Source organism: Streptomyces rimosus (genome assembly GCF_008704655.1).
Lineage (GTDB): Bacteria > Actinomycetota > Actinomycetes > Streptomycetales > Streptomycetaceae > Streptomyces > Streptomyces rimosus.
This window is the reverse complement of sequence record NZ_CP023688.1, coordinates 2,266,124-2,290,241: the sequence shown is the minus strand read 5'-3', so window position 1 is coordinate 2,290,241 and position 24,118 is coordinate 2,266,124. Positions and strand designations below refer to the sequence as shown.

General features: G+C 74.1%; 15 protein-coding genes. 8 read left to right on the top strand and 7 right to left on the bottom strand.

What is annotated here, in order from left to right; translation table 11 throughout:
• Positions 1–75 precede the first annotated feature (75 nt).
• Positions 76–870, bottom strand: coding sequence for an ABC transporter ATP-binding protein (locus CP984_RS09385; RefSeq protein ID WP_003985373.1), 795 nt, complete (start codon positions 868–870; stop codon positions 76–78).
• Positions 871–1,039: 169 nt separating this feature from the next.
• Between CP984_RS09385 and CP984_RS09380 the strand changes: the two genes are divergently transcribed.
• Positions 1,040–2,038, top strand: a complete 999-nt coding sequence (locus CP984_RS09380) for an ABC transporter substrate-binding protein (RefSeq protein WP_003985374.1) — start codon at positions 1,040–1,042, stop codon at positions 2,036–2,038.
• Positions 2,039–2,101: 63 nt separating this feature from the next.
• On the opposite strand, the gene CP984_RS09375 is transcribed toward CP984_RS09380, so the two are convergent.
• Positions 2,102–3,292 carry a M20 family metallopeptidase gene (locus CP984_RS09375; RefSeq protein ID WP_003985375.1) on the bottom strand — a complete coding sequence of 397 codons (1,191 nt, stop codon included), beginning with the start codon at positions 3,290–3,292 and terminating at the stop codon, positions 2,102–2,104.
• 150 nt (positions 3,293–3,442) lie between these two features.
• Between CP984_RS09375 and CP984_RS09370 the strand changes: the two genes are divergently transcribed.
• Positions 3,443–11,158, top strand: coding sequence for an amino acid adenylation domain-containing protein (locus CP984_RS09370; protein ID WP_078958606.1), 7,716 nt, complete (start codon positions 3,443–3,445; stop codon positions 11,156–11,158).
• 4 nt (positions 11,159–11,162) lie between these two features.
• The gene (locus CP984_RS09365) at positions 11,163–12,608 is read left to right on the top strand and encodes a DHA2 family efflux MFS transporter permease subunit (RefSeq protein ID WP_003986221.1); all 1,446 of its coding nucleotides are present in this window, start codon (positions 11,163–11,165) and stop codon (positions 12,606–12,608) included.
• 63 nt (positions 12,609–12,671) lie between these two features.
• On the opposite strand, the gene fes is transcribed toward CP984_RS09365, so the two are convergent.
• Together fes and fhuB are read right to left on the bottom strand one after the other, a co-directional pair.
• Positions 12,672–13,931 carry an enterochelin esterase gene (gene fes / locus CP984_RS09360; RefSeq protein WP_043979947.1) on the bottom strand — a complete coding sequence of 420 codons (1,260 nt, stop codon included), beginning with the start codon at positions 13,929–13,931 and terminating at the stop codon, positions 12,672–12,674.
• A gap of 4 nt (positions 13,932–13,935) precedes the next feature.
• Entirely contained in the window at positions 13,936–16,257 is a 2,322-nt protein-coding gene (fhuB, locus tag CP984_RS09355; RefSeq protein WP_030183494.1) for a Fe(3+)-hydroxamate ABC transporter permease FhuB, read from the bottom strand.
• A 109-nt stretch (positions 16,258–16,366) separates the two neighbouring features.
• Here fhuB and CP984_RS09350 point away from each other — a divergent pair, with 109 nt between their 5' ends.
• The 5 genes from CP984_RS09350 (at position 16,367) to CP984_RS09330 (ending at position 21,071) form a co-directional block, all read left to right on the top strand.
• Complete coding sequence (locus tag CP984_RS09350) at positions 16,367–17,158, top strand: 2,3-dihydro-2,3-dihydroxybenzoate dehydrogenase (RefSeq protein ID WP_003986218.1); 792 nt, start codon at positions 16,367–16,369, stop codon at positions 17,156–17,158.
• A gap of 135 nt (positions 17,159–17,293) precedes the next feature.
• Positions 17,294–18,499 carry an isochorismate synthase DhbC gene (dhbC, locus tag CP984_RS09345; protein WP_030183496.1) on the top strand — a complete coding sequence of 402 codons (1,206 nt, stop codon included), beginning with the start codon at positions 17,294–17,296 and terminating at the stop codon, positions 18,497–18,499.
• Positions 18,496–20,157, top strand: a complete 1,662-nt coding sequence (locus CP984_RS09340) for a (2,3-dihydroxybenzoyl)adenylate synthase (RefSeq protein WP_003986388.1) — start codon at positions 18,496–18,498, stop codon at positions 20,155–20,157. Before dhbC ends, CP984_RS09340 begins: the two co-directional genes overlap by 4 nt.
• Positions 20,158–20,203: 46 nt before the next feature.
• The gene (locus CP984_RS09335; RefSeq protein WP_003986386.1) at positions 20,204–20,836 is read left to right on the top strand and encodes an isochorismatase family protein; all 633 of its coding nucleotides are present in this window, start codon (positions 20,204–20,206) and stop codon (positions 20,834–20,836) included.
• Positions 20,837–20,840: 4 nt separating this feature from the next.
• The gene (locus CP984_RS09330; RefSeq protein ID WP_003986385.1) at positions 20,841–21,071 is read left to right on the top strand and encodes a phosphopantetheine-binding protein; all 231 of its coding nucleotides are present in this window, start codon (positions 20,841–20,843) and stop codon (positions 21,069–21,071) included.
• Positions 21,072–21,152: 81 nt separating this feature from the next.
• Here CP984_RS09330 and CP984_RS09325 read toward each other — a convergent pair whose 3' ends face one another.
• The 3 genes from CP984_RS09325 to CP984_RS09315 form a co-directional block, all read right to left on the bottom strand.
• Positions 21,153–21,989, bottom strand: a complete 837-nt coding sequence (locus CP984_RS09325; protein ID WP_003986384.1) for a hypothetical protein — start codon at positions 21,987–21,989, stop codon at positions 21,153–21,155.
• On the bottom strand, positions 21,989–23,269 hold the full coding sequence (locus tag CP984_RS09320) for a VWA domain-containing protein (RefSeq protein ID WP_030183498.1): 1,281 nt from the start codon (positions 23,267–23,269) through the stop codon (positions 21,989–21,991). Before CP984_RS09320 ends, CP984_RS09325 begins: the two co-directional genes overlap by 1 nt.
• A 136-nt stretch (positions 23,270–23,405) precedes the next feature.
• Positions 23,406–24,068 (bottom strand): DNRLRE domain-containing protein, encoded by a 663-nt coding sequence (locus tag CP984_RS09315; RefSeq protein WP_003986382.1) that lies wholly within the window; start codon positions 24,066–24,068, stop codon positions 23,406–23,408.
• Positions 24,069–24,118: the final 50 nt, after the last annotated feature.

Genomic DNA, 24,118 nt, shown 5'->3' with positions numbered 1-24,118 from the left:
GCACTTTTTGGCCACACCCACGGACGGGCCCGTCGTACGGCGGGCCCGTCCGCGTGTCCGTGACCGCGGCGGCCGTCAGGACCGTACGGGTTCCGCCGCGCGGGCCGTCGGTACGACCACCGGGGAGCCGTCGGAGGGCGCGGCGAGGATCTCCGCGTCCACGCCGTACAGCTCCTTCACGAGCGCGGCGTCGATGATCTCGCGCGGCGGGCCGGCGGCGACCACCCGGCCCGAGCGCATCGCGACGACCGTGTCGGCGTAGCGGGCCGCCGCCGCGAGGTCGTGGACGACCATGACGATGGTGCGCCCGCCCGCCGCGACCTCGCGCACCAGGTCCAGCACCTCCACGGCGTGCCCGATGTCGAGGGCGCTGGTCGGCTCGTCGAGCAGCACGACGGGGGTCTCCTGGGCGAGCGCCATGGCCAGCCAGCAGCGCTGGCGCTGGCCGCCGGAGAGCTGGTCGAGGCGCCGGCCGGCCAGGGCGCTGGTGCCGGTCTGCTCCAGGGCGCGGGTCACGGCCCGTTCGTCCTCGCGCGACCACTGGCGGAACAGGCCCTGGTGCGGGTGGCGTCCGTACCGTACGAGCCCGGCGACGGTGACCGCCTCGGGTGCCTGGGGGGACTGGGGGAGCAGCGCGATGCGGTGGGCCGCCTCCCGCTGCTTGAGCCGCCACACGTCCGCGTCGCCCGCGAACACCCGCCCCGATTCCGGTTCGTGGAGGCGGGCCAGGCAGCGCAGCAGGGTGGATTTGCCGCAGCCGTTGGGGCCGACCACCGCCACCACCGTGCCCGACTCGACCGTCAGGTCCACGCGGTCGACGACCGGGTGCCCGGCGTATCCGGCGGTGAGCTGCTCGACGCGGAGTTCCACGGGGGCCGGCCTTTCTCCGGGGCAAGGGTGGTCACAGGCGTGTCACACCTCTTGCCATTTTGTCATAAGGTAAGGCTAACCTTAACGCGAATCGGCCACGTTGTGGCTGCTTCCGGCGGCCACCCGTATGCCGTCCGCACCTCGTGTCCCATTGAACCCGGAGTCCTCGATGACCGTGTCCCGCCGCTCACTTCTGACCACCCGGCGCCGTGCCGCCGCGGCCGTCGCCGCCCTCGGGGCCGCGACGCTGCTGCTCACCGGCTGCGGATCGGACGCCGGCGCGGACTCCAAGGACAAGGGCGGCAAGGACGCGGCGTCCGGCGAGACCCGTACGGTCAAGGACGCCACCGGCAAGGTCGTCCAGGTGCCCGCCCACCCGCAGCGGATCGTCACGCTGACCCAGGAAGACCTGGACGCGGTGCTGGCGCTGAAGATCAAGCCGGTCGGCATCACCAACGGGCAGGGCCTGGACAAGCCGCCCGCCTACCTGGCCGACAAGGTCAAGGGCATCGACGTCGTCGGCGGCCTGCTCAAGCCGGTCATGGACAAGGTCATCGCGGCCAAGCCCGACCTGATCCTCGCCGGTGACATGCAGGACGAGCAGGTACTCAAGCAGCTGCGCGAGATCACCCCCGCCACCCTGGTCACCATGGCGCCCACCGACGACTGGAAGATCTCCTTCCGCGGTATCGGAAACGCCGTCAACAAGCTGAACGACGCCAACAAGGTCATCGCCGACCACGAGGCGGCCGCCAAGGCGGCGGGTGAGAAGCTGGGCGCCAACAAGGGCGCCGCCGTCTCCATCGTCCGCTGGAACCAGGACGGGCCGAGCTGGATGGAGCGCAAGCAGTTCGCCAGCGGCGTCGCCCTGGAGATGGGTCTGAAGCGGCCCGCCAACCAGAACAAGGACGGCAACGCGCACACCCCGTCGCTCAGCCTGGAGAAGATCAACGAGATCGACGGCGACTGGCTGTTCCTGTCCACGCTGACCTCCGACGGCGAGAAGGCCCTGAAGGACGTGCAGACCAAGCCCGCCTACAAGGAGCTGGGCGCGGTCCGGAAGAACCACGTGGCGACCGTCGACGGTTCCGTCTGGTCCACCCGCGGCGGCCCGCTCGCCAGCGATGTCGTCATGAACGACATCAGCAAGGCGCTGTCCAAGTCCTGAGCCGCGGCGGCCCGTACGGCCGTCCGGACGCCGGTGGCACCCCCGGGTGCCACCGGCGCTCCGTCACGCCCCGGCCGCGCCGCCGCTTCCGCCGTTCCTGCCGTACGCGAAGTCCGCGGCCGTCCAGGCCAGGCCCACCGCGCCGTCCAGCAGTGCCTGTTCGGCCGCCGGCGACACCGCCGCCTCGGCGAACTCCGGCTCGTGCGGCCCGCAGGCGCCCCCGCTGATGTCCAGTACGGGATGGATCGAGGGGACCGCGTGCGACACGTTGCCCATGTCCGTACAGGCGAAGGGCCCGCGCACGACCGGCTCCGGCCGGCCCAGGGCGCGCGCGTTCGCCTCCCACAGGGCGATCAGCCCGGGGTCGCCGCGGAAGTCCAGGTAGTCGGGCTCCGGGCGCTCCAGCGTCACCTCGCAGCCGGTCGCCAGCGCCCCGGCCCGGAAGCACGCCTCCACCCGCTCCCGCAGCTCGCGCAGGTCCTCGGCGGCCTCGGCGCGGATCTCGTACTCGGCCGTCGCGCGGTCCGGTATCGCGTTGGGCGCCGAGCCCGCCGACGTCGTGACGCCGTGCACCCGCCACTGCGGCGGCAACTGCTGGCGCAGCAGGCCCAGGGCGACCTGCGCGACCGTCAGAGCGTCGGCCGCGTTGCGGCCCTCGTGCGGGTTGAGGCTGGGGTGGGCGGTGCGGCCGGTGTACGTGACGGACAGCGTGCCCAGCGCGAACGACCGGAAGTCGGACATCTCGAACGGACACGGGTGCACCATCATCGCCGCGTCCACCCCGTCGAACGCCCCGGCCTCCAGAAGCAGCGCCTTGCCCGCGCCGCGCTCCTCGGCAGGCGTGCCCACGACCCGCACGGTCAGGCCCAGTTCCGCCGCGAACGGGGCCAGGCCCAGCGCCGCGCCGACACCGGCCGCCGCGATCAGGTTGTGGCCGCAGGCGTGGCCGAGGTCCGGCAGCGCGTCGTACTCGCAGGCGATCGCCACCGTGACCGGGCCGGTCCCGGCGGTGGCCACGAACGCGGTGTCCAGGCCGTGGGCGGGCGCGGTCACGGCGAAACCGTGCTCGCGCAGCAGCTCCGCGCACCAGGCCGCGGCGCGGTGCTCGGTGAAGGCCGTCTCCGGACAGCCGTGGATACGGCGGCTGAGGTCCAGCAGGGTGCCGCGCCGGTCCGCGATGTGCTGCCGCACGGCGTCCTTGACGGCGGCGGGCAGTACGGCGGACCCGGGGGCGGGGGTGGTGGTGGACGTCATCGTCTCCTCTTCGGGCTCGGTGGCCGGTGCCCGCAGCGGTCGGCGGCACCACGGAAGAGTAAAAAATAACTTAGGCTTCCCTAAGTTTGCGCGCGGGCTGTCCCGGCCGGTGCGCGAAGGTCGGATTTCTCCCCGGGAGTTGTCACACACATGCATCAGCGTCCGCTCGACCAGGCAGCCCCCGCGGCGACGCCGCGCCCCGGCACCCCCTCGCCGGGCGTTCCCGGGTCCGCGGGGCCCGAGGACTTCCCCCTGCTCACCGCGCAGGCCGGCATTCATTACGCGAGTCAAATCGATCCCAAGAGCCCGGCCCTGAACACCGCGGACGTGGTGGAGATCCAGGGACCGCTGGACGAGGCGCTGTTCGAGCGCGCCCTGCTGCGCACCGTCACCGAGGCCGAGACGCTGCGCGTATGCGTACGCGAGACGGACGGCATCCCCGCGCAGCACCTCGCGCCGCCCGCCCCGGACCGGCTGCTGCACCGCGCCGACCTGCGCGGCGGGCACCGGCCCGCCGAGGAAGCGGCACGCGACTGGATGCACGCCGACCTCACCCGCGCCGCCGACCCGGGCGAGGCCGGACAGCTCATGACGCAGGCGCTGTTCCGCGTCGCCGACGACCGGTACTGGTGGTACCAGCGCGTCCACCACATCGCGGTCGACGCGTACGCCCTCCAGCTCGTCGGGCAGCGGCTCGCCGAGGTCTACACCGCCCTCGCCGCCGGACTGGAGCCCGCGGCCACCCGGTTCGCGCCGCTGCGCGACCTGGTCGAGGACGAGCGGCGGTACCTGGACAGCGAGCAGTACACGATCGACCGGGAGTTCTGGGCCGGGCGGATGGCGGGGCGGCCGGAGCCGGTGACGCTCGCGGGAGGGGGCGCCGGGGGTGCCACTGGCGCCGGGTCCGCCGAGGGTGGGGCAGGTCCGCGGGGAGCCGGTGCCGGCACCGGCGCGGCCTCGCTCGCCGACGCCATCGGCGCGGGCGACGTACTGCGCGCCCGTACCGGCCTGCCCGCCGCGGCCCTGGACCGGCTCACCCGGGCCGCCGAAGCGGCCAAGGCCACCTGGGCGGAACTCGTCGTCGCCGCGACCGCGGGCCACCTGCACCGCGTCACCGGCGCCGAGGACATCGTGCTCGGCCTGCCGCTGACCAACCGGCGCGGCCCCGCCGCGCTGCGCACCCCGGCCATGACCGTCAACGTACTGCCGCTGCGCATCGCCGTACGCCCCCAGGACACCGGCGCCGCACTGCTGCGCCGCGTCGTCCTCGAAATCCGCGCCGTCCGCCGCCACCAGCGCTACCCGCAGGCCGACATCCGCCGCGACCTCGCACTCTCCTCCGCCGGTACACCGCTGACCGGACCCATGGTCAACATCAAGCCGTTCGACGCCGGCCTGGACTTCGCGGGGCTGCCCGGCACCGTCCACAACCTCGCCGCCGGGCCGGTCGAGGACCTCGCCGTCACCGCGGCGCCGGACGCCGACGGCGGACTGCGCATCAGCCTAGACGCCCACACGGGCCGGTACGCGCCCGCCGAACTCGCCGGACACCAGGAATCGTTCCTGCGCTACCTCGACGGGCTCACCGAACTGCTGCTGACCGACCCGGACCGCCCCGTCGGCACCGTCGACCTGCTGGACCCGGCCGCGATACGCCGCGTCACGGACGGGCGCACCGAGGCGCCCGCTGCCCGCACCCTCCCCGAGTACTTCGCCGAACAGGCCGCCCGCACCCCGCGGGCGGTGGCCGTCCGCACCGGTGACACCGCGCTGACCTTCGCCGAACTGGACGCCGCCGCCAACCGGCTGGCCCACCTGCTGACCGGGCTGGGCGCCGGACCGGAACGGCCCGTCGCCCTCGCGCTGCCGCGCGGCACCGACATGATGGCGGCGCTGCTCGCGGTCCTGAAGGCGGGCGGCGTCTGCCAGCCGCTCGACCTCGGGCACCCGGCGGCCCGGACGCTGGCCGTGCTCGAAGACGCCCGCCCCGTCTGTGTGATCGGTACGGCCGCGACGCTCGCCGGACTCCCGGCACACGGCCTGCCCGTCGTCGCGCTGGACGACCCCGGCACCGCCGCCTCGCTCGCCGCGCAGCCCGCCGACGCGCCCGCCACACCGCCCGCGCCCGGCCAGGCCGCGTACGTCATCCACACCTCCGGTTCGACCGGCCGCCCCAAGGGCGTCGTGGTCGGCCACGCCTCGCTCGCCAACCTGTACGCCGGGCACGGCCGCGACCACATCGCGCCCGCCGTCGCCCGCACCGGCCGGGAACGGCTGCGCGTCGCACACAGCGCGTCGTTCGCCTTCGACGCGTCCTGGGACCCGGTGCTGTGGATGGTGCACGGGCACGAACTGCACCTGCTGGACGACGTGTCGTACCGCGACCCCGCAGCCCTCGCCCGGTACGTGGCCGAGCACCGCATCGACTACCTCGACGTCACTCCCTCCTACGCCGAAGCCCTGCTGGCCGAAGGACTGCTGGACGACGGCCGGCACCACCCGGCCGTACTCGTCGTCGGCGGCGAGGCCGTACCCGCACCGCTGTGGGAGCGGCTGACCGCGACCGAGGCACTGCACGCGGTCAACCTCTACGGGCCTACGGAGACGACGGTCGACGCGTATTACTGGACGGCGCCTGAGATCGGGTCCGGGGCTGGGGCCGAGGCCGGGGCCGGGATCGGGATCGGGGCCGAGACCGGGTCCGGGGCCGTGGGCGGCAGCATCGGGCAGGCCCCCGAGGGGCGGCCGGTGCGCGGCTCCCGGGTCTACGTCCTCGACTCCTGCCTGCGCCCCACGCCGGACGGCGTCACCGGCGAACTGTACGTGGCGGGCGCCTGCCTGGCCCGCGGCTACCTCGGGCGGCCGGACCTGAGCGCCGAACGCTTCGTGGCGGACCCGTACGGCGCGCTGCACGGCGAGCCGGGCGGCCGGATGTACCGCACCGGGGACCTGGTGCGGCGCCGGACGGACGGCACCGTCGAATTCCTGGGCCGCACCGACGACCAGGTCAAGATCCGCGGCTTCCGCATCGAACTCGGCGAGATCCAAGCCGTCCTGGCCCGCCACCCGTCCGTGGCCCAGGCCGCGGTAATCGCCCGCGACACCCCTCAGGGCAAGCGACTGCAGGCTTATGCGGTGCTGCGGGGGGCTGGTGAGGGCTCGGCTGGGCCACGCGGCTCGGTTGGGCCTGACAGCTCGGCCGGGGGCGGCGATGCCTCCGCTGTTCCTTCCCCCGGGGCCCCCACCCCCACCCCCGCCCCACCCCTCCCCACCTCCGCCACTCTGCGCGCGCACCTCGCCGCCGCGCTTCCCGCGCACATGGTCCCGGCCACGGTGACGCTGCTCGCCGAACTGCCCCGTACCGCCAACGACAAGCTGGACCACCGCGCCCTGCCGGACCCCGCGCCGGGCGTCCCCGGCGCCGGTGACGGCGGAACCGGCGGCGCCGGTTCAGGCTCCGACGCTACGGGCACCGTCCCCGGCGACCCGCACACCGACATCATCCGCGGCCTCCTGGCCGACCTCCTCTCGCTGGACACGAGCCCCCCGGCGGACGCCGGGTTCTTCGACCTGGGCGGTCACTCGCTGCTGGCCGCCCGGCTGGCCGCGCGTATGCGGGAGGTGTTCCACGCGCCCTTGAGCACCGCGGACGTCTTCCGCCATCCCACGGCCGCCGCGCTCGCCGCGCTCGTCCACTCCGCCCCGTCGGCGGACGGCGACGGCGCACCGTCCGCGCCCCCGTCCACGCCTGTCGTCCCTCGCACCGGACACCTCCCCCTCTCGCCCGCTCAGCAGCGGCTCTGGTTCCTCCACCGGCTCGAAGGCCCCAGCCCCACCTACAACATCCCGCTCGTGCTGCGCATCGACGGACCCGTCGACCGCGGCGCTCTGCGGCTCGCCCTGGGCGACCTGACGGCTCGCCACGAGACACTGAGAACGGTATATCCGACCACTGACAACGGGGGTGAGGAGCGCCCCTACCAGCGGATTCTCCCCGTGGACCACCCACTGGCCCAGCCGGAGCTGCACTTCGCCGAGCCCGGTGACGAGCCCGGCGCAAAGCCCGGCGACGAGCCCGACGCCAAGCCCGGCGACGAGCCCGACGCCAAGCCCGGCGACGAGCCCGACGCCAAGCCCGGCGCCGGTCTCGCCGCCGCCGTACGCCACTGCTTCGACCTGGCCACCGAACCCCCGCTGCGCGCCACGCTGTTCAGCGACGGCCCGGACCGCCACACCCTGCTCCTCCTCCTGCATCACATAGCCGGCGACGGCGCGTCCACCACGCCCCTCGCCCGCGACCTCGCCGCCGCCTACAGTGCCCGGCACGCGGGCCGGGCACCGGAGTTCGCGCCGCTGCCCTTCCAGTACGCCGACCACGCGGCCCACCAGCAGCAGCTCCTCGGCACGCCCGCCGACCCCACCCCGCTCGCCGCCGCCCAGCTCGCGCACTGGAAGCAGGCCCTCGCCGGGCTGCCCGACCAGCTCGACCTGCCCACCGACCGGCCGCGCCCCGCGGTCGCCTCGCACGCCGGCGACACCGTCCCCTTCACCCTCGACGCGGCGGCGCACGCCGCGCTCCAGCGTCTCGCCCGGTCCACCGGCACCAGCGTCTTCATGACCGTGCAGGCCGGCCTCGCCGCCCTGCTCACCCGGCACGGCTGCGGCACCGACATCCCCCTCGGCACCCCCGTCGCCGGCCGCGCCGACGACAGCACCGCCGCCCTCGTCGGCTTCTTCACCAACACGGTCGTGCTGCGCACCGACACCTCGGGCGACCCCGCCTTCCGTACGCTCCTGGAGCGGGTGCGGTCCGCCACCCTCGCCGCGTATGAGCACGACACGCTGCCCTTCGACCACCTCGTAGAGGAGCTGAACCCGCGGCGCTCGCTCGCCCGGCACCCCTTGTTCCAGGTGATGCTGGCCTGGCAGTCCGTGCCGGACGCCGCGTTCGCGCTGGGCCCGCAGACCACCGCCCGGATGACCGCGGTGCCCTCCGGTACGGCCAAGTTCGACCTCACCCTGAACGCGGGCGAGCAGCCCGGCGGCGGCATCGGCGGCTTCTTCGAGTTCCGTACCGACCTCTTCGACCGCGCCACCGTGCAGGCCCTCGCCGACCGGCTGACCCGGCTGCTCACGGCCGCCGCCGACACCCCGGACACGCCCCTCGGACTGCTGCCGCTGCTCGGTGACGAGGAGCGGCGCCGCGCCCTCGTCGAGTGGAACACGCCCGCCGAGCCTCTCGCCGTACGCCCCGCCACCGCCCTCCCCGACGTCTACGAGGCCGTCGCCCGCAGCCACCCCGGCCGCACCGCCGTCAGCTGCGCCGGGCAGTCCCTCACCTACGCGGAACTCTCCGCCCGCGCCCAGCGCCTGGCCCGGCTGCTCGCCGCCCGCGGCATCGGCCCCGGTTCGATCGTCGCGCTCGCGCTGCCGCGCTCCGTCGACCTGGTCACCGGCCTGCTCGCGGTCTCCCTCGCCGGAGCCGCCTATCTGCCGCTCGACCCGGACTACCCGGCCGACCGCCTCGCCTACATGCTGGACGACGCCCGCCCGGCCGCCCTGATCACCGACACCGCGACCGCGCCCCGCCTGCCCGGCCACACCCTGCCGCTGATCACCGTGGACGGCGACGCGGCGGCGCCGTACCCGGAGGGCCCGCTCACCGACGCCGACCGCACCAGGCCGCTGCGCCCCGACGACGCCGCGTACGTCATCTACACCTCCGGCTCCACCGGCCGCCCCAAGGGCGTCGTCGTCACCCACCACAACGTCACCCGGCTGTTCGCCGCCACCGACCACTGGTTCGGCTTCGGCCCCGACGACGTCTGGACGCTCTTCCACTCCTACGCCTTCGACTTCTCCGTGTGGGAACTGTGGGGCGCGCTCCTGTACGGCGGCAAGCTCGTCGTCGTACCCCACCTGACCAGCCGCGACCCGCACGCCTTCCGGCAACTGCTCGCCGCCGAACAGGTCACCGTCCTCAACCAGACCCCGTCCGCCTTTTACCAGCTGGCCGCCGCCGACCGGGAGAGCGACGGCGCCGAACTGGCGCTGCGGTACGTGGTATTCGGCGGTGAGGCGCTGGAGCTCGGGCGGCTGGACGACTGGTACGCGCGGCACGCCGACGACGCGCCGGTTCTGGTGAACATGTACGGCATCACCGAGACCACCGTGCACGTCTCCTACTTCCCGCTCGACCGCGCCACCGCCGCGGGCGCCACGTCCAGCACCATCGGCGTCAACATCCCCGACCTGCGCGTCTACGTCCTGGACGACCGGCTCCAGCCCGTACCGCCGGGCGTCACCGGCGAGATGTACGTCGCGGGCGAGGGCCTGGCCCGCGGCTACCTGGGCCGCGAGGACCTGACCGCCACCCGCTTCGTCGCCGACCCGTACGCCCACCTCTTCGGCGAGCACGGCAGCCGTATGTACCGCTCCGGCGACCTCGCCCGGCGCCGTACCGACGGCGCCCTGGAGTACTTCGGCCGCGCCGACCAGCAGGTCAAGCTGCGCGGCTTCCGCATCGAGCCGGGCGAGATCGAGGCGGTGCTCGCCGCGCACCCCGCCGTCGCCGACACGGCCGTCGTCGTACGGGAGGACACCCCCGGTGACAAGCGGCTCGTCGGCTACGCCGTCCCCGCCGCGGGCCAGGCCCCCGACCCCGCCGCGCTGCGCGACCACGCCGCCGCCGAACTCCCCGCCCACATGGTCCCGTCCGCCGTCGTCCTGCTCGACCGGCTGCCGCTCACCAACAACGGCAAGCTCGACCGTAAGGCGCTGCCCGCCCCCGACCGGCCCGCCGCCACCGGGCGCCCGCCCCGCACCCCGCGCGAGGAACAGCTCTGCTCGGTCTTCGCCGAGGTGCTGGGCCTGGACCGGGTCGGCGTCGAGGACAACTTCTTCGACCTCGGCGGCCACTCGCTGCTCGCGGTGCGGCTCGCCGACCGGGTCAAGGCCGTGCTGGGCACGGAGGTGTCGATCGGTACGGTCTTCCAGTCGCCGACCGTCGCGGCCCTCGACGCGGCCCTGGACGCCGTACGCCATGACGACCCGCTCGACGTACTGTTGCCGCTGCGTCCCGTCGGCCAAAGCGCGGAGGGCGGGCGCGCCCCCGTCCACTGCGTCCACCCGGCCGGCGGCCTGAGCTGGTGCTACGCCGGGCTCATCCGCCACCTGCCGCCCGACGTGCCGATCTACGGCCTCCAGGCGCAGGGTGTCGGCGACGCCACCGCGGACGAACCGCTGCCCGCGACCCTGGAGGAGCTGGCTGCCCATTACGCCGCGCGCATCCGCGAGGTGCAGCCCGAGGGCCCGTACCGGCTGCTCGGCTGGTCCACCGGCGGCATCATCGCGCACGCCATGGCCACCCACCTCCAGGAGGAGGGCCACGAGGTCGAACTCCTCGCCATCCTCGACGCCTACCCGGCCGAGGGCTTCCGCGACCTGCCCGTACCGGACGAGGCCGAAGCGCTCGAATCGCTGCTCACCATGGGCGGTTACGGGCCGGACAGCCTGGAGGGCAAGCCGCTGACCACCGCCAACGTGGTGGACGTACTGCAACGCGAGGGCAGTCCGCTGTCCGCGTTGTCCACGGACACGATCAAGGCGCTCGGAGACATCTACCTCAACACCAACCACCTCGTACGGGCCTACGACCACCGTGTCTTCCGCGGCGACGTGCTCTTCTTCCGGGCCACTGTCGACACCATCGACGACACCCTCACCCCCGAGACGTGGACCCCGTACGTCACCGGCCGCATCGACAACACCGACATCGCCTGCTCGCACAAGGACATGACCCTGCCCGAGCCGATCGCGCACATCGCGCGCGTGGTCGCCGACCGCCTCACCGAGCTGGAGGGGTGACCCGGTGACCACCGCACCGACCCGGACCCGGCCGTCCCGGCTGTCCCCGAAGACCGCCGTCGTCCTCGTCTACACGGCCGCCATGTGCATGAACGGCCTCGACTCGACCATCGTCAACCCCGCCCTCTACACCATCGCGGGCGACTTCGGCCGCCCGGTCCCGGCGGCCAACACCGTCGAGACCGCCTTCCTCGTCGCCCTCGCGCTGGCCCTGCCAGTGGCCGGCTGGCTCGGCGACCGCTATGGCACCAAGCGGGTCTTCCTCGGCGGGCTCGCCGTCTTCACCACCGCCTCGGCCGCCTGCGGCCTGGCCCCCGACCTGCCCGCGCTCGTCGTGGCGCGGGCGGTGCAGGGCCTGGCGGGCGGGCTGCTCACCCCGGTCGGCATGACCCTGCTGTTCCGCGCGTTCCCGCCGCACGAACGGGCCAAGCTGTCCAAGGTCCTGATCGTCCCGACCGCCCTGATGCCCGCCCTCGGGCCGCCGCTGGGCGGCTTCCTGACGCAGCACCTGTCCTGGCACTGGCTGTTCTTCGTGAACGTGCCGATCGGTGCCGCCGCCGTCCTGCTGGGCGTCATCGGGCTGCGCGAGCACGTCGAGGGCGCGCCGGGGCCGTTCGACCGGGCCGGGTTCTGGCTCGCCACCCCGGGGCTCGGACTGCTCACGTACGCGCTCGGGTTCGGCCCCTCGCAGGGCTGGACGCAGCCCGCCGTCGCGGTCAGCGCAGTCCTCGGCGTGCTGCTGCCGGCCGCCGCCGTCGTCCACCAGCTCCGTACGCCAGAGCCCCTGCTGAAGCTGCGGCTGCTCGCCGGACGGGCGTACGGTACGGCCTCCACACTCGCCGTGCTCACCGCCGCCGGCCTGATGGGCGTACTGTTCGTCTTCCCGCTGCTCTACCAGGCCGCGCTGGGCGCCTCGGCCCTCGACGCGGGACTGAGCGTCTTCCCGGAGGCGGTCGGCCTGATGCTCGCCTCCCAGGTCGTCGACCGGCTGCTGCCGCGCATCGGACCACGGCGGCTCGCGGCGCCCGCCCTGCTGCTCGCCGCCGCGGTCTTCGCGGCCCTCGCCGTACCGGGCGCGGCGGGCAACGCCTGGCTCGTACGGGGCCTGATGTTCGCCATCGGCCTGGTGCTCGGCACGGCGGTGCTCACCGTCCAGCTCGCCGGGTTCGAGGACATCGCCCCGCCCGACATGGGCCGGGCGATGGGCCTCTTCCAAATCCTGCGCACCCTCGGCGGCGCGCTGGGCATCGCCGTCTGCGCCGGGGTGATCGGCGGCCACGGCACGGCCGCCACCGGCCCCGGCCCGTACCGGGCCGCGGTGTGGGTGACGGCCGCACTGGTCGCCGTCGGCGCACTGGCCGCCCTGCGGCTGCCGAAGGCCCCACCGCAGCCGCCGCCGTTCGAGGACGAGGAAGCGGGGGAGGGGGCGGAGGCTCCGGCCGCCGGCTGACCCCGTCGTGGGAGAAACGACGGCGCCCCGGACCCGACTCGGGTCCGGGGCGCCGTTCTGCGCTCAGCGGCTGGACAGCAACGCCCCCAGCCCCGTAGCCAGCCCCCCACGCCAGCACGCGTAATCGTGCCCGCCGTTGAACTCCTCATACGCCACGTCGTAACCGCGTGCCCGCAGCACATTGCGCAGGCGGCGGTTCTCCGCGAGGAGCATCCACTCCTGGAGGCCGACCTCCAGGCGCAGGCGGACCGGGCGGCGTTCGGCCGTGGCGTACTGGCGGGTCAGCCACTCGGCGCCGCGTTCCGCGTCGTCCGGCCACCAGAAGGAGCCGGACTGCGAGAGGACCAGCCCGAACCGGTCCGGCCGCCGGAAGGCCGCGTATGCCGCGGTCAGGCCGCCCGCGCTCTGCCCCGCGATGACGGTGCGTTCCGGGCGCAGCCCCGCCCCGTACGCTTCGGCCGCCCACGGCAGCAGCGTGTCCGCCAGCCAGTCGACGAACGCACCGTTGCAGCTGAGGTCCTCCATCCGCCGCCCCATCGTGTCCACGAGCAGCGCGACGGTCGGCGGCACGGCGGAATCGGCGTGGAGGTTGTCCAGCAGGTCACCGGCGCCCAGGACCGGGCCCCACATCTCGCCGTCCAGCAGCACCGCGACCGCGTACGGGCCGCCGTCGGCGCGGTGGCCGGGCGGCAGGTGGACGGTGACGTGCCGGCCGTCCACCTCGGCGCGTACGGAGGTGCCGCGTGCCGCGCCGGGCCTGCGCCCGGTGCACGGCTGCGCGGGCGCGCCCGGCAGCGCCACGACCGAGGCGGGGTTGCGGCCGTCCCGCGACGGCAGAACGGGCGCGGTGTTCAGCGGGTCGGGTACGGCACTGTCCAGCACCTTCAGCCACGCCTGCCGGTCCGTGCGCAGGATCTCCTCGCGCGCTCCCGTGCCGGGGCGGAACTGGTACGAGGCGCGGTGGTCGGACCGCAGCCGGTGGCTGATGGCCCACACCGAGGTACCGTCGACACGGGTCATCAGATGCGGCGTCAGGTCGCCCGCGTGCCGGTCGCGGTCGGTGACGGTGTGCAGGAGCGCCAGTACGTCGGTGGCCGGGCGGGCCGGATCGTCCCGCCACACGAACGTGACCAGGACGTGGTCCAGATCGCCGTCCGGGTCCGGCTCCACCAGCGGCGTCCCGGCCGCCTCGGCGCGGCGCCAGAATTCCTCCTCGGCGCCGGGCCGCCCGGCCCGTACGTCCTCGGCGAGGCCGCGCAGCAGCGGACTCCGGACAGCGGTCACTTCCGTACCCCTCTCATCGGGTGCGTCAGGAGAAGACATCGCGTCAGACACGCGTCGCCGCCGAGCGGCCCAGCAGCACCCACAGCAGGAAGGGCCCGCCGAGCACCGTCGTCACCACGCCCACCGGCACCTCCGTACCGGAGAACGCGATCCGCCCGACCGTGTCGGCCGCCACCACCAGGACCGCGCCCGTCAGCATCGTGCCGACCAGCGGCACCCGCAGCGGCCCCGCCATCCGCGACGCGATGACCGGCGAGGCCAGCGCCACGAAGCCGACCGGCCCGCAGATGCCGACGGCCAGGCCCGCCAGGGCCACCGCCAGCAGCAGGCACACGGCGCGGGTACGGGCCGGCGCGGCGCCCAGTGACGAGGCCGTGGCGTCGTCGAAGCGCAGCACGCCCAGGTGCCGGGCGACCGCCAGACTCAGCGGCACCAGGACGGCCAGGCCGATCAGGACGGGTACGGCGACGGCGTAGCTGCGCCCGTTGAGGCTGCCCGAGGTCCACACGTACAGCGAACTCGCCGAGCTGAGCGAGCGCCGGGAGAGGGCGACCTGCGTGGCGGCGGAGGCCAGCGCGGACATCGCCAGGCCCACCACCAGGACGCGGTAGCCGCGCTGCCCGAGGCCGCCGGAGACGAGCGTGACCACGACGGCCGCGGCCAGCGCGCCCAGCGGACCGGCCCACCAGGCGCCGAAGGTGCCGGTCGCGCTGAGCGTGACGGACAGCAGGACGGCGGCGGTGGCACCGTCGTTGACGCCGAGGAGTTCGGGGGTGGCGAGGCGGTTGCGGGCCAGCGTCTGCGTCAGGCAGCCGGCCAGGCCCAGCGCGGCGCCCGCGGCCAGCCCGGCCACGATCCGGCCGAGCCGGAACTTCTGCACCAGCAGCACGTCGAACCGGTCGCCCTGACCGAAGATCGCCTGGAAGGTGCGGGTCACGCCCATGTCGCTCTGCCCGGCGTACGCGGACAGCACCACCGCCACCAAAAGCGCCGCCGCCAGCAGCACCGCCGCGAGCGTGGCGCGCCGGGCGACGAGGAAGGAGAGCGGGCCGCGGCGCAGCACGAACGTGTCGGCGGGGCGCACCCGGCCGGACTTCGGCGTCCGACGGGGCAGACGTCCGCGCAGTGTGCGCAGCACGCCCGGCCCCGCCTTGCCGGACGCGCGCTCCTCGGCGGCCGGTTCGGTCATGCCCATCGAGGCGAGCTGCCGCGAGCGGACGATCCCGATGAGGACGGGCGCGCCGATCAGCGCCACGATCACGGAGACGGGCGCCTCGAACGGGCGGGAGACCACCCGGGCCACCACGTCCGCCAGCATCAGGACGGCCGCGCCGATCAGCCCGGCCAGCAGCAGCCGGGCGGCGAGCCGGGTCCCGGCGACGGCCCGCGCCAGGAAGCCCGCGAGCAGCCCGAGGAAGGAGATCGGACCGGCCAGCGCCACCGCCGCCGCGGTCAGCAGCGTCACGCCGACCGCGACGACGGTACGGATGACCGGCGGCCGGTGGCCCAGGCTGCGGGCCAGGTCGTCGCCGAGCGCGAGGGCGGACAGCGGCCGGGCGACCAGCAGCGCCACCAGGAAACCGACGCCCAGTACGGGCGCGAGCCGCCCGAGTTCGCCGAAGCCCTCGACCCCGGCCAGCGACCCGAGCACCCAGAACCGGAACCGGTCGTAGGTCTCCGCCGAATTGACCACGATCACACTGGTGAGCCCGCCGAACGTGGCGCCCAGCGCGGACCCGGCCAGCACCAGCCGCATCGGCGACCCGCCGCCCCGTCGGCCCGCGATGAGCAGCACCAGGCCGCTGGCGACCACCGCGCCCGCGAACGCGCACACCAGGTACGCGTAGCCGGAGTCCAGGCCCAGCAGCGCGATGCCCGCGACGACACCGAGCGAGGCCCCGGCGTTGACGCCGAGCAGGCCGGTCTCGGCGAGCGGATTGCGGGTGACGGCCTGGAGGAGGCACCCGGCGACGCCGAGCGCGCCGCCGACGAGCAGCGCGGTGAGCGTACGGGGCAGCCGCAGGTCGCCGACGACCAGGGCCAGCCGCGGGTCGCTGCGCGCGCCGCCGCGGTCCAGCAGGTAGTTCAGCACGCCGCTCGCGCCGACCTCGCCGGCGCCGACGCACAGGGACACGGCGGCCAGGGCGAGGACGGCGGCGGCGAAGCCCGCCACGGCGAGCACCACGGTCCGGCGCGCGGTGCCCCCGCTGTGCCCCTGGGGACCGGCCGCGGGTGCCGCGAGGGCAAAGTCCGGGTCATCCGCGGATACGGGAGTGCCCTTTTGCGCCACCGCCACCGGCAACGCGCCGCCCGCGGCCTCGTGTTCGGGGGGCGGTGCGGCTATACCCGTGCGCTGCTTTTGCATAAGGTGAGGCTAGCCTAACCGTTTCTCCTGCGTGCGTGCGGAATGGGGGAGTGGCTGGGCGCCTGTCCTATATTAGGTTAGGCTTGCCTAACAAAAGGGGAGGTTGCTCATGCCTGAGCACATACCGGACGGCCGCGCCGAGTTCACCGGGCGCATCGCGCTGGTGACCGGCGCCGGGCAGGGCATCGGTGCCGCGGTCGCCGCGGCGCTGGCGCAGCACGGCGCCCACGTCGTGGCCACCGACCGCACCGCACCCGCGGCCCCGTCGCCCGGAAGCGGCACCGCGGGGGCCGTCACCGCCGAGGCTATGGACGTCACCGACCGCGCCGCGGTCGACGCCACCGTCCAGCGCGTCGAACGCGAACTCGGCCCGATCGCCGTCCTGGTGAACGTCGCCGGCATCCTGCGCCCCGGCCCCGCCGCCGAACTCTCGGAAACCGACTGGGCCGACACCTTCGCCGTGAACACCACCGGCGTCTTCCACACGGCCTCCGCCGTCGCCCCGCACATGGTCGAACGCGGCTCCGGGAGCATCGTGACCGTCGGCTCCAACGCCGCCGGCGTGCCCCGTACCGGAATGGCCGCCTATGCTGCCTCCAAGGCCGCCGCGGCCATGTACACCAAGTGCCTGGGGCTCGAACTCGCCCGCAGCGGCGTGCGCTGCAACATCGTCGCGCCCGGCTCCACCGACACCGCCATGCAACGCGCGCTGTGGACCGACGACGACGCGCCCCGCCGCGTGATCGCCGGGGACCCGCAGACGTACCGCACCGGCATCCCGCTCGGCCGGATCGCCGACCCGTCCGACATCGCCGACGCGGTCGTCTTCCTCGCCTCCGACCGGGCCCGGCACATCACCATGCAGGAGCTGTACGTCGACGGCGGCGCCACCCTCCGGTGACCCGCGCCGCACCCCGGCACCACCGCCCGCCGGGAGCGGCCCGCCACCCCGGCAACCGCACCGCGCACCCTCCGCGTCCCCACCCGTACCAGCCACCCCGGAAATCCCCGCGACCTTCCGAGAATTGGAGCCCCCGTGCCGACGGCACCCGAAGTCGCCACGCACGTCCCCCTTGCCGAGCCGGCCCACCCGGCCGTCGGAGCCGCCACCGCTCTCCTGGACGCCTACACCCCCGGCGCCCGCTTCCTCGGCACGCCCACCCGCACCCTCCTCGGGCAGGGCACCCACAGCGAGGTCCCGCACGACGAACGCCCCCTGCCGCAGCGGGTCGCCGCCACCCTCGACGCCGCACGGGCCGACGGCCACGGCGCGCCGTTCGTCGTCGGCGCGGTGCCCTTCGACCAGAGCGCGCCCGCGGCGCTCACCGTGCCCGGCAGCGTACGGACCGCGCCGCCGCTCACCGCCGACCCGCTGATCGCGCTGCCCGCCGACCCGCCCGCCGCGGCCGCGTGGGACATCAGACCCGTACCGGAGCCCGAGGTGTACGGCGCCGGCGTGGCCGCCGCGGTGGAACGCATGTGGCGCGGCGAGTTCAGCAAGGTCGTCCTGGCCCGCACCCTCGAACTCACCACCCCCGACCCGCTCGACATCCCCGCCATGCTCCAGCGCCTGGCCCGCCGCGACCCCTCCGGCTACACCTTCGCGCTGCCCACCGCCCCCGGCCGCACCCTCCTCGGCGCCAGCCCCGAACTGCTGGTCTCGCGCCGCGGCGACCGCGTCGTCGCCAACCCCCTGGCCGGCTCCACCCCGCGCAGCGACGACCTGGCCGAGGACGTGCGCCGCGCCGCGGCGCTCCTGGAATCCGCCAAGGACCTGCACGAACACGCCGTCGTCGTGGACGCGGTGCACCGCGCCCTCGCCCCGTACTGCACCGACCTGACCGTCCCCGCCCGGCCCACCCTGCTGCGCACCGCCACCATGTGGCACCTGTCCACCACCGTCACCGGCACCCTCGCCGCCCCGGACACCTCCGCGCTGGAACTGGCCTGCGCCCTGCACCCCACCCCCGCCGTCTGCGGCACCCCCACCGACACCGCCCGCCAGGTGATCACCGACACCGAACCGTTCGACCGCGGCTTCTTCACCGGCATGGTGGGCTGGGGCGACGCGTCCGGCGACGGCGAATGGGTGGTGACCATCCGCTGCGCCGAGGCCGAGGAGCGCTCCCTTCGCCTGTACGCGGGCGCGGGCGTCGTCGCCGCCTCCGAGCCGGCCGCCGAGACCGCCGAGACCGGCGCCAAGTTCCGTACCTTCCTCAGCGCCGTCGGAGCCGAGCTGTGACCGATCAGTACGCCTACGCCCGTTCGCACGCCCCCACCTGGCCCGAGGAGTTCGCCGAGCGCTACCGCGCCGCGGGCTGGTGGCGCGGCGAGACGTTCTCCGGGATGCTGCGCGAGCGGGCCGCCGCCCACCCCGACCGTATCGCCGTCGTCGACCCGGCCGGCGAGGGCCGCCGCTGGACGTACGGCGAACTGGACCGCCGTGCCACCCGGCTGGCCGCCGGACTCCACGCGCGCGGCATCGTGCGCGGCGACCGGGTCGTCGTCCAGCTCCCCAACGTCGCCGAGTTCTTCGAGGTCGTCTTCGCCCTCTTCCGCCTCGGTGCCCTGCCGGTCTTCGCGCTGCCCGCCCACCGCGAGACCGAGATCCGCTACTTCTGCGAGTTCACCGGCGCCGCCGCCTACGTCATCGCCGCCGAACACGGCGGCTTCGACTACCGCGAACTGGCCGCGACCGTACGGGACCAGGTCCCCGGCCTGCGGCACGTCCTCGTCACCGGCGGCGACGCGGGCCCCTTCGAAGCCCTCGCCGACGTACCGGCCGACCCGCCCGCCGACGGCCCGGCATGGGCCGAACCGGCACCCCACGACCTGGCGTTCCTCCAGCTCTCCGGCGGCAGCACCGGCGTCCCCAAGCTCATCCCGCGCACCCACGACGACTACATCTACTCGCTGTGGGGCTCCAACGAACTGTGCGGCGTCGACGAGAACAGCGTCTACCTGTGCGTGCTGCCCGCCGCCCACAACTTCCCGCTGTCCTCGCCCGGCACCCTCGGCGCACTGTACGCGGGGGCCCGCGTCGTGCTGTGCCCGCAGCCCACCCCCGACGTGGCGTTCCCGCTCATCGAGCGCGAACGCGTCACCCTCACCGGACTCGTTCCGCCGCTGGCCCTGGTCTGGACGGAGGCCGCGCCCGGCACGCCGTACGACCTGAGCAGCCTCGACGTCCTGCTCGTCGGCGGCGCCAAGTTCAGCGAGGAAGCCGCCCGGCGGGTACGGCCCACCCTCGGCTGCACCCTCCAGCAGGTCTTCGGCATGGCCGAGGGCCTGGTGAACTACACCCGGCTGGACGACCCCGAGGAGACCATCGTCACCACCCAGGGCCGCCCCATCTCCCCGGACGACGAGATCCGCGTCGTGGACGACGAGGACAACGACCTGCCCGTCGGCGAGACCGGCCATCTGCTCACCCGCGGCCCGTACACCATCCGCGGCTACTGGAAGGCGCCCGAGCACAACGCCCGCTCCTTCACCGCCGACGGCTTCTACCGCACCGGCGACGTCGTCCGGCTCACCCCCACCGGGCACCTGGTCGTCGAGGGCCGCGCCAAGGACCAGATCAACCGCGGAGGCGAGAAGGTCGCCGCCGAGGAGGTCGAGAACCACCTGCTCGCCCACCCCGCCGTGCACGACGCCAACGTGGTCGCCGAGCCCGACCCGTACCTGGGCGAACGCACCTGCGCGTATGTGATCCTGCGGGACGGCGCCGCACCGGTGAAGCCGGTCGAGATCAAGAAGTTCGTCCGCACCCGCGGCCTGGCCGCCTACAAGGTGCCCGACCGCGTCGTGTTCGTGGACGCCTTCCCGCAGACCGGCGTCGGCAAGATCTCCAAGAAGGACCTCCGGTCCGCCGCCACCCGCACCGCCGAACCGTCCTGACCGCCCCGCACCCGCACCGACCGTCCTGAAGGGACCGCACCGCATCATGGCCCTGCCCGCCATCGCCCCCTACCCCATGCCGTCCGCCGGCGACCTGCCCGCGAACCGCGTGGACTGGAAAGCCGACCCGTCGCGCGCCGTCCTGCTCGTCCACGACCTGCAGAACTACTTCCTGTCGGCGTACCGGACCGAGGAGTCGCCGGTCACGGACCTGCTGCGCAACGTCGCCGCCCTCAAGGAGCAGGCCGCCCGGCTCGGCATCCCCGTCCTCTACACCGCGCAGCCCGGCGGCCAGACCCCCGCCGAACGCGGCCTCCAACAGGACTTCTGGGGCCCGGGCCTGCCCGCCGACGAGCACGCGGCGGCCATCGCCGACGCGGTCGCCCCCGGCCCGGACGACACCGTGCTGACCAAGTGGAAGTACAGCGGCTTCGTCCGCACCGACCTGGCGGAGCGGATGCGCGGCCTCGGCCGCGACCAGCTCGTGATCACCGGTGTCTACGCCCACATCGGCGTCATGATGACCGCCTGCGACGCCTGGATGCGCGACCTCCAGGCGTTCCTGGTGGCCGACGCGGTGGCCGACTTCTCGGCCGAGGACCACGCGATGGCGCTGCGCTGGGCGGCCGGCAAGTGCGCCGTGGTCACCACCACCGCCACCGTCTTCGAAGGAAAGTGACCCCATGGCACTGACGCTGGAACAGCTGCGCAAGGACGTCGCCGACGTCCTCGGCGAGGACCCCGCCGACATCCCCGACGACGAGAACCTCGTCGACTACGGCCTCGACTCGGTACGCCTGATGGCCCTGGCCGGCCGCTGGAACCGCGACCACGGCATCGAGGTCGCCGTCGCCGACCTGTCGGAGGAACCCGCCCTGGAGAAGTGGGCGGTGCTGCTCGGCACCACCGGCTGAGCGCGGGCCGCTTCGTACGGCAGCGGGGCGGTGCGCGGACCCTTTCCGCGCACCGCCCCGCTCAGCATGTCCGGACCGTCGTCAGACGCCCGGCGGCACCCTCGACGGGCGGCCGGAGCCCCGCGTCACCGAGTACCCGAAGATCCCGGCGAGCGCCGCCAGCAGGGCGCCCACCGCCGTCCACACCCACCGGTCGGACCACCGGCCCGAGGACCAGCCGCCCTCCGGCTCCAGCGCGCCCGCGGACCGCTTGCCCGCCGCCGGAGCCGGTGACGCGCTCGACCCGTCTTCCGGGTCCGCGGTGGCGACGCCCGGCACGAGCGGCTTGGACAGCTTGCCGTCCACGGCGTACGCGCCGCCCGCCTCGTCCACGGAGGGCTCGAACTCGGCCTTGACGGGCAGGCCCAGGTCGTCCTGAGGCAGGCCGGTGACCGTCAGGCGTACGTAATAGCTGCCCGGCAGCGGATCGTTGGACGACTGCTCCGCCCACGAGCGGACCGTACGCAGCGTGCAGGACACCTCCACCGAGGCCGCGTCCGCTGCCGCCGCCCTGGTCTGCGCGCCGTAGACGCACGCCTGGCGCCGCCGCAGCCCGTCGTACACGTCGATCTGCCAGGTCGAGGCGCCGTGCCGGGCCGCCTTGGGCAGCGTCACCTTCGCCTTCATCGTCGCGCGCTGCCCGGTGTCCACGGGCACCACCCAGTACAGGTAGTCGCCGGTCGACGCCCCGGCCGTCGCACGCTGCCCCGGCTGGACCGGCGTCGCGGTACGGAACGAAGTCCCCGCCTCGGTCGGCCCGGCACCGCTGCCGCTGCTGCTGGGGGACGGCGACGGGCTGTCCGCCACTGCCGTACCCGCCGTACCCAAGAGTGCGACACCCGCCAGCAGTGCGGCGGTCATGAACCTACGCGTACGCATCAGTTGGTCCTCCAGACGGCGACACGCCAGCGCGACAGCCAGCCCCACAGCAGACCGGCCACCAGGCCGAACAGCACCAGCGCGCCCAGGAACCACCAGCCGCGGCCCAGACCGAAGGAGGCGGCGTCCGAGGCGTCGGACGGACCGTCCACCACGTCGATGGCCAGCTCCACCGGCATACCCGGCTCGGTCTTCACCGAGGCGGGCGCCGCGAAGGAGTTGCTGAGCTGGAGGCACACCGTCTCCGGCGCGTTCTTTGCGGCACCCTCCGCGTTCTTCAGCGGCGCCTTCGGGTAGCGCAGCCCCGACGAGATCACGTCGGTGCGCCCGTCGCCCGCCTCCGAGCCGCGCACGATCTCCCGGCCGTGCACGGTCGAGGCGCGCAGCAGGATGCCGTAGTCGTTGTTGACGGCGCGGTCGGCGCCGATGCTCGCGGACGCCCGCAGCTCCTGGCCGGGCCGCAGGTCCACCCGGTACCAGCGGTGCTCGGCGAACTTCTCCCGGTCGCTGTACAGGCCCGGCTTGAGCACCGGGGCCTTGGCGCACTGGTCGGCGCCCTGGACCGCCACCGGGTTCACCACCGGATCGGCCGCCCGGTCCACCAACTGGTGCACCCGGTCCCGCAGTTCACTGGTGTGCTGGACGGAGGTGTAGGTGCCGCCGGTGGCCTCCGCGATGCAGCTGAGCTGGTTGCGGGTCTTGGCGTCCGGCAGCAGCCCGAGCGTGTCCACGGTCAGGTGGATGCCCTTGGCGGCGATCTCCCGCGCCACCTCGCACGGGTCGAGCGGGGCGCAGGTGTCCTCGCCGTCCGTGATCAGCACGATCCGGCGGGTCGCGTCACCGCCCTTGAGGTCGTCGGCCGCGCCCAGCAGCGCGGGGCCGATCGGCGTCCACCCGGTGGGCGCGAGCGTCGCCACCGCCGTCTTCGCCTCGGTCCGGTCGAGCGGCCCGACCGGGTAGAGCTGCTTGGTGTCCTTGCACCCGGTCTGCCGGTCGGGCCCCGGGTAGTTCGCGCCGAGGGTGCGGATACCGAGCTGGACCTCGCCCGGCACCGCGTCCAGCACCTCGTTGAACGCCTGCTTTGCCGCCGCCATCCGGGTCTGCCCGTCGATGTCGCGGGCCCGCATCGACCCGCTGACATCGAGCACCAGCTCGACCTTGGGGGAGGGCTTCTTCGTGTCCGGTTCGTCGGCCGCCGCGGCGGAGGTGGGGAGCAGCCCCACGGCCAAGGTGGCGAGCAGCCCGCACACCCCGGCCGCCAGCCGTTTTCTTGTGATCATCGCCGGATCGTATTGATGATCGGGCACCGGTATCAAAACGGGCGATGACCACTGACGGCGGATCAGCGGCCGGAGCACGCGCGGCCGCCCCGGCGGGTCGTTCGCTCACCGGGGCGGCGGGGGCGTGCCGGGGGCGCTACGGCTGCACGTGCAGTCGGGCGTGGGCCGCGTCAAGGTTCTTGTACGCGTCCGTGCTGGTCTCGTTCGTCGACCTCAGCCCGAAGGTGATGTTCCTCCAGTGGCGATCCTGCGCGACCTTGGCGAGCGACGTGACGTCGAAGGTCAGGGTGCGGTTCCGGCAAGGGGACGTCCTGGGGGTGGTCCAGGTGAACAGGCGGCCCCTCGGCTGCGTGTTCCAGGTCGTGTTGCCGGTGATCCCATACGTGTCCCAGAGCTCGACATTGTAGGGGGCGCAGCTCTGGGACCAGGTGTTCGTGACGGTGAGCCAGGCCCTGCTGACCTTCGGGTGCCGGTGCAGGTTATGGGTGTTCACCCTGATGTACGTGCGCCACTTGCCGGTCGGCGCGGGCGAGTCCTTCGTCTGGTAGCCCTTGTTGCCGACGCGCCCGATGTCCTTGTAGGTCCTGTTCGGAATCTTCTCGTTGACGCTGACCCACTGTTCCACGTCGTAGGTGGCGCGGGGAGCGGACGGCTGCTGCTTCGTGACGGACGCGCCGGCCCCTGCGGCCTGCGTGGCGAAGGCGGCCGGGGCGGCGAGCCCGCCGACGAGACCGCAGGCCAGCAGGGGGTACAGCGACCGGGATCGCCTCCGGCCGGTGAGTGAACGGGGTGTGGGCATGGGGTGCCTCCAGTGCCGGGAATGGCTGAACGATGTCCAGCTTTTCCCCG